The sequence below is a fragment of the Clostridium sp. DFI.1.208 genome (genome assembly GCF_024463855.1).
Lineage (GTDB): Bacteria > Bacillota_I > Bacilli_A > Erysipelotrichales > Erysipelotrichaceae > Clostridium_AQ.
In genome coordinates, this window is the sequence record NZ_JANGCA010000095.1 from 1 (window position 1) to 10180 (window position 10180).

Genomic DNA, 10180 nt, shown 5'->3' on the forward strand with positions numbered 1-10180 from the left:
AATTATATCACAAATTACCAATAATTACCATATAATAAAACGAAATATTTGACAAAATAATCATAAAAAAAGCCTTTGATAAAAAGCTTTAGAAGATGTTGGCTATATATAGTCTGTCAAAGACCCGTGTATTTCACTTCCACTATCAGCTTTTAACGGCGAATCATCAGCCTTTTACGCTCTCTGCCATATTATTATAACACAAAATCAGAAAAGATATGATATAATAAGCATGATGAAATGAGGTGAGTGGATGCATTATATGGTTGGAGAGGTCGTGGAAGGTGTCGTTACTGGAATCAAGCCCTACGGCGCATTTGTTTATCTGGACAGCAAGCACAACGGATTGATTCATATTTCTGAAATCAGTGAGCGCTTCGTACGGGATGTGCATACGTATGTAAAGGTCAACGAACGCGTGAAGGTGAAAATTCTGGATGTCGATGAAGACGGCATGCATTTCAAGCTGTCCTTGAAAGCTATAGAAGCAAATAAAGCTCGTTCCATGCGAAAACGCAGATTCGTCCACGAATTGCCGCAGATGAAAATCGGGTTTACTTCACTGGCGGAGCATCTGGATCAGTGGATCGAAGAGGCAACAAAGTAAAAGGAGAAAACGCATATGATGAAATTAGACACTAAGCATGCATTTTTGAAAGAAGACATTTCAAGTTATCAGGACATCGTTACCAAATGTCATGAGGATCTCCACAACAAGACCGGTAAGGGAAATGATTATGTCGGCTGGGTGGAATGGCCAAACAATTATGACAAGGAAGAGTATGCAAGATTAAAGAGTGTTGCGGCTGATATCCGTGGGAAATGCGATGTACTGATGGTTTGTGGTATCGGTGGTTCTTATCTGGGAGCCAGAGCTGCCGTTGAAATGATCAATGGAATGTACAGTAAGGAAAAGCCGGAAATCATTTTCTTCGGTAATACATTCTCATCCACCTATATCGCACAGGTGCTGGAGTATATCAAGGACAAGGAAGTGGCAGTCAACGTAATTTCCAAATCCGGAACGACTACGGAAACCGCGCTGGCATTCCGTCTGCTGAAGCAGTTTATGGAAGATAAATACGGAAAAGAGGAAGCAGCGAAGAGAATTGTTGCGACAACGGATAAGGCCAGAGGGACGCTGAAAACGATTGCGGACAAGGAAGGCTATGAAACCTTTGTTATTCCGGATGATATCGGCGGGCGTTTCTCCGTAATCACACCGGTTGGACTGTTCCCAATCGCGGTTGCAGGTATTGATACCGATGCTATCATGAGCGGTCTGAAAAAGGCATATGAAGATTTAAAGGATCCGGATTTGAACAAGAATGCAGCGTATGCGTATGCGGTATGCCGCCGTATTCTGGAAAATCAGGGAAAAGATGTCGAAATGCTGGTAAGCTATGAGACACAGATGACGATGGTTGCAGAATGGTGGAAGCAGCTATTCGGAGAGAGTGAAGGTAAGGAAGGTAAGGGAAATCTGCCAACCAGTGCAAACTTCTCTACAGATCTGCATTCTCTGGGACAGTTTGTACAGGATGGAAAAAAGGTGCTGTATGAAACACTGCTGCTGATTGACAAGCCGACACTGGATTTAAAATTTCCGGAGGATAAAGAAGATTTGGATGGTATGAACTATCTGGCTGGTAAATCCGTTGACTGGGTAAACAAGATGGCATGTCAGGGAACTCTGGAAGCACATGAGGAAACAGGTGGCGTTCCAAACCTGATTCTGACACTGGATGATATGAGTGCGGAAAGCTTCGGTTATATGTGCTATTTCTTCTTCAAGGCATGTGCGATTACCTGCTATATGCTGGACATCAATCCGTTCAATCAGCCTGGTGTAGAGGTCTATAAGAAGAATATGTTCCGCTTACTTGGAAAAAAATAAGACGAGAAGCAAAGACGAAAGAGATTGCTGAGATTGTCCCCGTATGTAACTGATAAACAGGGCAAGCTCTATTTCGCATCATTGTGTATAACGGGATGTTTCCGAAATGGAAATATCCCTTTTTTAGAAGAAAAGGAGAGCTGCTATGTGGAAGGAACGAACGGAAAAAAAGAAATTTGAGGAAGGCTTTGGGGAAGATGTCAAGGAGATTTATGCGCTAACACAGGATGATGTAGGCTCCTGCCGCATGAAAGGAGAATGCTGCTGGACAGCCAGTATACGGCTGCTTGCCTATGTAGACGTAAAAACAGCAGAGCTGAAGCAGGAGAAAAGGATGCTGCAGTGGATGCTGAGTGACCGGGAAAATAAAAAACCGGGGAAGGTATTTCGGTTGAAGAAGGAAACGATTTATCATTTAACGGTGCGGGAATCCCTGCCGAAAAAAACGAAATGGTCAGGGAAAGAGATGCCTGCCGGTACCTGGCTGCTACTGGTGGATGTGCGAAAGCGGGATGTGAGGCACCCGCAGCTGCAGGAGCTGTTACAGGAATATCAGAGGCCTGTTTATTTACCTCTGTCAGATACCTGTCAGCTACAGCTCAATCGTTCCCTGAATCTGTTTCAGGGAGAGGGGGAGTGGAATGCGCAACAGGTTGAGATTTCATTGGAGGCAGATGAGCAAGATGACAAGCATGCGGATGAGACACTGTATGTTTTTCGCCGGCTGCAGGAGGACGGCGCTGCATGGGATGAAAAAGCCCGCAAATATGCTGCCGAGCAATTACTCAGCTGTGCAATTGACTGGCAGGATGAAGCAGAAGATGAGCTGCGTGCTGATGATTTTGCACGCCGTATCCGGATAGAAGCTGTCAATGTGTCACAGGGTGGGGAGTTTGAATTGTATTATGATGACGATGATATTTTTGCAGGACATGTTATCATTATCAGTGGAAATCTGGAAAAGGGCTTGTATGACGCACAGTTTGCAGGATAAAAAAAACGAGCAGACAGCTTGATAAGATAATGCAAGATAACGGAAATAAAGCATTGCATTTGATCAGCCCTGTTCGTTTTTTTGTATGGCGGTATATCGGTGTCAACCTATCGGCGTGCAGCTGCTACGAAGGAAAAGCGCGCCCGTTCACATCGTATGCTCTTTTGTGGATTACGCTATTTCCATAAGGCGTATTTACTTTTTACGCATATTGATACCGCTGATGATTCCATAGGTCATTAGCCATGCAATGGCGATGAGAAGCCAGCCTGTTCTCCATGCCTCTTTGCCAAACAGCATTCCCAATCCGACATAAACGATGGAAGCACAACCGATGGTGACATAATAGAGCCAGGAATAGCGGTCACCATGCTTTTTTCGATGGTATGCTTCGTTCTCAACCAGCAGCTCGTATGCGTTCATGGAGCAGCCTGCATAAATAAACAGGAAGACAGCGATGGAAATCAGCAGCAGATAAACGGCATCCATCGGCCCTTCATCCATATGCAAAACATCCTCACTGACAATGGCGATGATGCAGCAAAGAAATATCAGCAGCAGACCGCCGATGATAAGACGCTTGAATTTTTTCTGTAGACCGTCGTTTTCTTCCTTCAGCTCCTGCAGATGATCATGGTCAAAATACAGGGGTTCCTGTTCGAGTATTTTGTATTCATCCTTATCAAAGGAAAGGGATACAAAGACAGCGATTCCAAGAGCGATCAGTATCATGGAAAAAATACTCATGACATCTTCCTGCTGCGGGAAGATAAGAACTGGCAGTCCGGAAAGAATACAAAGCAGTGTCCCAACAGCAATGCGCAGGGTGGTTCGTTTTTCCTGAAGCAAATAGCCCTGTATACATTCCCGGCTTGCATAATAGCCCTGCTCCTGCGTCTGCTGTTCACCTCCCTCATCCTTTAATAAATAATCCATGGTTACGGAAAAGATGTTTCCAAGCATCAGCATTTTTTCTGTTTCGGGATAGCCCTGATCATTCTCCCACTTGCTGACAGCCTGTCGGGATACATGCAGACGCATTGCCAGCTCCTCCTGTGACATCCCTTTCTCTTTTCTTAGCTTCTGTAGCTTTTCTCCAAATTTCATATTGTTCACCTCACACCTATATCCTAGCAAACACTCTGTAGCTGCGCTACCAAGCACCTCTTGCGTTTTGTCAACCAGAGGTTGCAGCTGCTGCTATATCTCTGAAAGTATAGCATATCCGAGCATTTTTGACATCCTTGTGCGAGGGGAAGGGAAAGGGGCTGAAAGCAGGAAAGAACGTACATATTCATTCTTCTGTTTGCATATAGTAAACAGAGCACCTTGTGAAATGCATAACTTGCTAACTAATACTAGGAAAATAAATGAAAATGCTGTATAATATAGAATATCAAATGTAAACGATTACATAAGAGGAGGAATGCTTAATGGGCAAAAAGTATGTTTACCTGTTTTCAGAAGGAAATGGGCAGATGAGAGAGCTGCTTGGCGGTAAGGGCGCAAACCTGGCAGAAATGATGAACCTCGGTATGCCTGTACCTTTTGGTTTCACTGTTACAACAGAGGCTTGTAATCAGTATTATGCTGATGGTGAAGCAATCAATGAAGCAATTCGTAAGGAAATTTTTGATTATTTAATGAAATTGGAAGAACTGTCTCAAAAACAGTTTGGGGATCCGAAAAATCCGTTGTTAGTATCCGTAAGATCTGGTGCGCGTGCGTCTATGCCAGGAATGATGGATACCATTTTAAATTTAGGACTGAATGATGAGGTTGTGGAGGGTGTTGCTAAACTGACGGACAATCCACGATTTGCATATGATTCCTACCGTCGTTTCATCCAGATGTTCGCAGATGTTGTTATGGGCTTGAACAAGGCGAAGTTTGAAGACATCATCGATGAAATGAAAGAGAAAAAAGGAGTGGAGCAGGATACCGACCTTGATGCGGATGACATGAAGGAAATGGTAAAACGCTTCAAGAAATTCTATAAGGATTCTCTGGAGGAGGACTTCCCATCTGATCCGAAAGAGCAGCTGTATCGCTCCATTGAAGCGGTCTTCCGTTCCTGGAATAATCAGCGTGCCATTTTCTATCGTAAGATGAATGACATTCCGGGAGATTGGGGTACTGCTGTCAACGTACAGATGATGGTATTCGGAAACATGGGAAATGATTGTGGTACCGGTGTTGCCTTTACCCGTAATCCAAGTACCGGAGAAAACAAGCTGTATGGTGAATTCCTGATGAATGCACAGGGAGAGGATGTTGTCGCAGGTATTCGTACACCGCAGACCATCGATCAGCTGAAAGAAATCGCTCCGGCTGCTTATCAGAAATTTACAGAAATCTGTGCGGCGCTGGAAAGTCATTATAAAAATATGCAGGATATGGAATTTACCATTGAAAAGGGAAATCTGTTCATGCTGCAGACCCGTAACGGGAAACGTACGGCTGCTTCCGCTTTAAAGATTGCCTGTGATATGGTGGATGAAGGTATGATTACCAAAGAGGAAGCCTTGATGATGGTGGAACCGAAGCAGTTGGATTCTCTGCTGCACCCGCGCTTTGATGATGCGGATTTGAAGAGTGCAAAACCGATTGCCAGTGCATTGCCGGCATCTCCAGGTGCTGCTTGCGGACAGATTGTGTTCTCAGCAGAGGAAGCAATCGAGGAAACGGCACTGGGACACAAGGTAATTCTTGTCCGTCTGGAAACTTCACCGGAGGATATCGAGGGAATGCATGTATCAGAAGGTATCCTGACTGTGCGTGGCGGTATGACCTCTCATGCGGCAGTTGTAGCCCGTGGTATGGGCGCATGCTGTGTATCCGGCTGCGGTGATATTAAAATCAACGAGGAAGAAAAATATTTCATTGTAAATGATGAGCGTTATAATAAGGGAGATTATATTTCACTGGATGGCTCTACCGGTAATATTTACGGTCGCAAAATCAAAACTGTTCCGGCAGAGATTTCCGGTGACTTTGAACGCTTTATGAAATGGGCGGATGAGGTTCGTACACTGAAGGTCAGAACCAATGCCGACACACCAAAGGATGCTGCGCAGGCGGTAGCATTCGGGGCAGAGGGAATCGGACTGGTACGTACGGAGCACATGTTCTTTGAAGGTGACCGTATTAAGGCTGTTCGCGAAATGATTGTATCAAAAACAGAAGGACAGAGAAGAAAAGCACTTTCCAAGCTGCTGCCGATGCAGCGTGGAGACTTTGAGGGAATTTATGAGACAATGCATGGTCTTCCGGTGACAATTCGGTATCTGGATCCGCCGCTGCACGAATTCCTGCCAACAAGCTCTTATGATATTGCACAGCTTGCTAAGGATATGAATATCGATTTGGACGAACTGCGTAATGTCATTACCGGTTTGCATGAATTTAACCCGATGATGGGTCATCGAGGATGCCGTCTTGCTATTTCTTATCCGGAAATCGCTGAAATGCAGACAACAGCTGTCATCGAAGCGGCGATTAACGTAAATCGCAAGCATCCGGATTGGAAGATAGAACCGGAAATCATGATTCCTCTGGTAGGAGATAAGGCTGAATTGAAATTTGTTAAGGATGTTGTTGTACGTACGGCAGATGAAATTCTGAAACGCGAAGAATTTACAATGAAATATCATGTTGGTACAATGATTGAAATCCCACGTGCTGCATTACTGGCAGATGAGATTGCAGAAGAGGCTGAATTCTTCAGCTTTGGAACCAACGACCTGACACAGATGACCTTTGGATTCTCTCGTGATGATGCCGGAGGCTTCCTGAACGATTACTATGAAAAGAAAATCTTTGAACAGGATCCGTTCGCAAGAGTAGACCAGAAGGGTGTCGGAAAGCTGATTGAAATGGCGGTTGCAGGCGGTAGAAAGACCCGTCCGGAAATCAAGCTGGGAATCTGTGGAGAGCATGGAGGCGATCCGAGCAGTATCGATTTCTGTCACCGCATGGGATTAAGCTATGTATCCTGCAGTCCGTTCCGTGTACCGATTGCCAGACTGGCAGCAGCACAGGCAGCAATCGTCAACGGCAAATAGAAGACGATAGCAGGAACAAAAACAGATCATTGCAGGAAAAGGATAGAGGTGTGAATTCAAAACGCACCTCTTTTTCCTGCATGTGATAGCACGCTGGGATTTTTTACTGGATGTTGTCAGAATTCCTATTTGTTAAAACCATATGGATACAGCTTCCAGTGAAGCGAGTGACAGCTGCATTGTAGGCATAGTCTGCCTGATAAACTGTCGGAATGCTGCGGTACATGCTATGAATACGAAGGATGGATGCTTCAGCATCTGAAAATGAAAAAGCCATAGATTACGCCATCATGTACAATGCTGACACTGGATTGAAACTACCTACCATGCAATCATAAAATATGGTATGATTGCATTGCACATACCACCAGTCATGGCTGCATATCATAATGCCAATGACTGTCCTGCAAATCATGATCTGTGGAGGAAGGGGAACAGAATGAAATCAAGAACATCTTTTACAGTAATCAATCCGCCGCTGACATTTTGGCTGTGCATATGCATTCTCGTGTTTTTTGTACTTCTGGTACTGATCAATACGATAGCGACACCTCCACCGCATCATGCCTTATATATATGTATCACAATGTTTGTTTTTATTCCTGTATCGCTTGTGACCTTGTGGACAAAGCTGTTCAGAATACAGGTGAAGGATACTGTGATTTCTGTTCGTAGAGCACTTGGACTGGTTCGTTTTACTTTTGATGTTTCCGACATTGCCAGAGTGGAATGGAAACGGGCGGATACAGGATTTGGAAGAAATGAATGCATCACAGTGTTTACATCGGAAAATAAAAAATTTCATATCGAAACACTTATGATAAATGCTGAGCGCATGATGAAGTATATAACGGAAATGGTTGATGAAAGCAAAATCAGATATATGTGATAAAAGCTGATTTCAAAATCTTAGCGATTTGCAGATAAAGCAGAGCAGAAAGTATCCCAACATGCAGCTGAACGCTTTTAACTAGGAATCTGTGACAGTGGTACCGCGCAAACAGGTTTTGGATAGCGCTTTCTTTCTGCTGTGTGAATATCCGAATCCAGATAGAAACAGGCTGTCCTAAATATAAAGAAGGTTTGCGATTTGCTGTTGACAGTGTGGTGTTCGCGTGCAACAATAAGGGTAGAAACGCACTGCTCCCTGATACGGCATATGCTGTGGTAAGGAACGGCAGCAAGGGATACAGCACAGGGAACACGACATGTCTATAGCAGTAAGCATCAGCGTGCACGATGACAACATCATAGGGTATTCAGAAGATATCTGGCTGCTGCCGGTATCTTCTTCTTTAGAAAGCGAGGAAAAACACATGAACTTTAAAGAGAAATACGGAGAATGGGGAATCATTCTCGGAGCTACCGAAGGGGTAGGAAAGGCAACCGCAGAAAAAATTGCCGAAAACGGCATGAATGTTGTGCTTGTTGGAAGACGTGAGGAAGCCCTGAAGGAGCTGGGTGCTTCAATCAGTGAGAAATACGGCGTGGAAAACATGGTCATTCGTGCAGACTTCAGCGAGGATCATGCCGCAGCTGCAATCTTTGAAAAGACAAAGGATCTGGATATGGGCTTTATGTCCTATGTCGCATGCCTGCACAAATTCGGAAAGCTGCAGGATACGGATTGGGAATCACACAAGCGAATGCTGAATGTAAACATCAATACGTTTCTGGAATGCTTCTATCATTATATGGGAATCTTTACAAAACAGAAGCGCGGTTGTGTGATTAACTATTCCTCACTGACCGGGGTAACCAGCTCTCCATATAATGCACAATACGGTGCAGGTAAGGCATATATTGCGAAATTGACGGAAGCTGTTGCCTATGAATCCAGAGACTGTGTTGATGTCATGGTGGCAACGCTTGGCTCTACCATCACACCGAGCTGGCTGAAAAATCAGCCGGGTGGAGAAGCAGGAGAGGCCGCAATTAAAAAGGCAATGACACCGGAGGCTACCATTGATGAGATTTTTAAACAGATCGGAAAGGTGCGTTCTCTGGTTGTTGGAGAGGTGAACCGTCAGGCAGTACATCACTGGCACTGTGATATCAGTGCAGATGAGGCTGCGGAATACATGGGAAAATTTTACGAATAAATCTCATAAACAGTAAAAAATATAAGTCTGATTGCAGGGATGCGTTGCATTAGCTGCTTTAAAAAGGAATCCAGCCGCTATTGATAAAACAATAGGCTTGGATTCCTTTTTTCAGATTTCTCATGACGTAAGAAAGCTCAGAAAGCAGATTGGCTTTCTCTATGAGCATACCGTCTGTGTCGATACAATCGCCACTGCATAATTGCACAGGCTATTCCTTTGGCTTTATTTTCTGATTCGCATCCTTTTGCGCATCTGGCGTTTTCAGCGTATGCCATGCGATATCCTTCCGTTTTTCAATAGGAAAACAACGCTTGATACCATGGATCACAGTGTCAATCACACCAACCCAAAGATGCGCCGCCAGCAGAGAAAGACTCATACCGACGATGACGATGAAAAGAAGTGCTATCGTATCCATTACTTGGAAAATTTAGGCCAGAAAAGATCCCATTGTGCGGCTTCCTCACTTTGATGCAAATACGCAAACAGCTTTTCATCATCATATTCATCAGAAATATAGAACTGGGTATAGCCGGCCATAATACCACCCTTATGATAAATGGTAAAGCCGCCCTGTACTACCTTGGCTTTCTTGATTTCTCCCTTTTTGAAATATGCAGGATCACTGCAGCCCTCCAGCTCCGGTGTTGTCTGTAGAATAACGATACTCATATCAGACTCCCGAAACCCGACAATCAGACTTGTGTACGTATAAGTCGTTTTTCTGGCAAGGATGTAATTGCTGGTTTTAATACTGGAAGAATATGCGTAGACAAGCTGATAGCCGGCAGCATCCTCTACAACCTGTTCAAACAGTGCGTGCATTCTGGCTTTATTTTCCTGAACGCGTGCTTCATCCCAAAGCTTTTTCTTTTTACCAAATAACCCCATACGAGACCTCCTTTTACTTACTGAAAATAATTTTGGTAAGTATATATTTTCATTATACATAGAGCGAGGTAAGAATGCAAGAAAAAAACATACGGTTTACCGTATGCCAGACTGTTGACAAAGTGACTGTCGACAGTCTTTTTAAAATCTGATAGAATATCTGTGGCAGAAACGTACTTCATAAACCCAAAAATAGTCGACGTTTCTGCCATTTATTATGCCAAAAATG

General features: G+C 44.0%; 9 protein-coding genes. 6 read left to right on the forward strand and 3 right to left on the reverse strand.

The annotated features are described in order from the left end of the window. The first annotated feature begins 253 nt into the window (after positions 1–253). The 3 genes from NE665_RS22575 (at position 254) to NE665_RS22585 (ending at position 2891) form a co-directional block, all read left to right on the forward strand. Positions 254–607 (forward strand): CvfD/Ygs/GSP13 family RNA-binding post-transcriptional regulator, encoded by a 354-nt coding sequence (locus NE665_RS22575; protein WP_117442616.1) that lies wholly within the window; start codon positions 254–256, stop codon positions 605–607. Between the two features lie 15 nt (positions 608–622). After that, positions 623–1897: a glucose-6-phosphate isomerase gene (locus NE665_RS22580; RefSeq protein WP_117442617.1), complete on the forward strand. Its 1275-nt coding sequence runs from the start codon at positions 623–625 to the stop codon at positions 1895–1897. Between the two features lie 145 nt (positions 1898–2042). Next, on the forward strand, positions 2043–2891 hold the full coding sequence (locus NE665_RS22585) for a DUF2262 domain-containing protein (protein WP_117442618.1): 849 nt from the start codon (positions 2043–2045) through the stop codon (positions 2889–2891). A gap of 195 nt (positions 2892–3086) precedes the next feature. Here the strand turns inward: NE665_RS22585 and NE665_RS22590 are convergent, their stop codons facing one another. Further along, positions 3087–3998, reverse strand: coding sequence for a helix-turn-helix transcriptional regulator (locus NE665_RS22590; RefSeq protein ID WP_117442619.1), 912 nt, complete (start codon positions 3996–3998; stop codon positions 3087–3089). 326 nt (positions 3999–4324) lie between these two features. Between NE665_RS22590 and ppdK the strand changes: the two genes are divergently transcribed. From ppdK to NE665_RS22605, 3 genes are all read left to right on the forward strand, one after another. Beyond that, entirely contained in the window at positions 4325–6955 is a 2631-nt protein-coding gene (gene ppdK / locus NE665_RS22595) for a pyruvate, phosphate dikinase (RefSeq protein WP_117442620.1), read from the forward strand. Between the two features lie 439 nt (positions 6956–7394). Further along, on the forward strand, positions 7395–7844 hold the full coding sequence (locus NE665_RS22600; protein ID WP_117442621.1) for a hypothetical protein: 450 nt from the start codon (positions 7395–7397) through the stop codon (positions 7842–7844). 319 nt (positions 7845–8163) lie between these two features. Continuing rightward, on the forward strand, positions 8164–9057 hold the full coding sequence (locus NE665_RS22605; protein WP_233104974.1) for an SDR family NAD(P)-dependent oxidoreductase: 894 nt from the start codon (positions 8164–8166) through the stop codon (positions 9055–9057). A gap of 211 nt (positions 9058–9268) precedes the next feature. On the opposite strand, the gene NE665_RS22610 is transcribed toward NE665_RS22605, so the two are convergent. Both NE665_RS22610 and NE665_RS22615 read right to left on the reverse strand, forming a co-directional pair. Next, entirely contained in the window at positions 9269–9478 is a 210-nt protein-coding gene (locus NE665_RS22610) for a hypothetical protein (RefSeq protein WP_117442622.1), read from the reverse strand. Then, a complete protein-coding gene (locus NE665_RS22615) occupies positions 9478–9951 on the reverse strand; it encodes a hypothetical protein (protein ID WP_117442623.1) in 474 nt (157 codons plus the stop codon). The genes NE665_RS22610 and NE665_RS22615 overlap by 1 nt, the downstream gene beginning before the upstream one ends. Positions 9952–10180: the final 229 nt, after the last annotated feature.

What these genes read in the sequence shown, in the direction of transcription:
- NE665_RS22600 (WP_117442621.1), top strand. Translation starts at nt 7,395, where the DNA reads ATGAAATCAAGAACATCTTTTACAGTAATCAATCCGCCGCTGACATTT.
- NE665_RS22580 (WP_117442617.1), top strand. Translation starts at nt 623, where the DNA reads ATGATGAAATTAGACACTAAGCATGCATTTTTGAAAGAAGACATTTCA.
- ppdK (WP_117442620.1), top strand. Translation starts at nt 4,325, where the DNA reads ATGGGCAAAAAGTATGTTTACCTGTTTTCAGAAGGAAATGGGCAGATG.
- NE665_RS22575 (WP_117442616.1), top strand. Translation starts at nt 254, where the DNA reads ATGCATTATATGGTTGGAGAGGTCGTGGAAGGTGTCGTTACTGGAATC.
- NE665_RS22590 (WP_117442619.1), bottom strand. Translation starts at nt 3,998, where the DNA reads ATGAAATTTGGAGAAAAGCTACAGAAGCTAAGAAAAGAGAAAGGGATG.
- NE665_RS22605 (WP_233104974.1), top strand. Translation starts at nt 8,164, where the DNA reads ATGTCTATAGCAGTAAGCATCAGCGTGCACGATGACAACATCATAGGG.
- NE665_RS22610 (WP_117442622.1), bottom strand. Translation starts at nt 9,478, where the DNA reads ATGGATACGATAGCACTTCTTTTCATCGTCATCGTCGGTATGAGTCTT.
- NE665_RS22585 (WP_117442618.1), top strand. Translation starts at nt 2,043, where the DNA reads ATGTGGAAGGAACGAACGGAAAAAAAGAAATTTGAGGAAGGCTTTGGG.
- NE665_RS22615 (WP_117442623.1), bottom strand. Translation starts at nt 9,951, where the DNA reads ATGGGGTTATTTGGTAAAAAGAAAAAGCTTTGGGATGAAGCACGCGTT.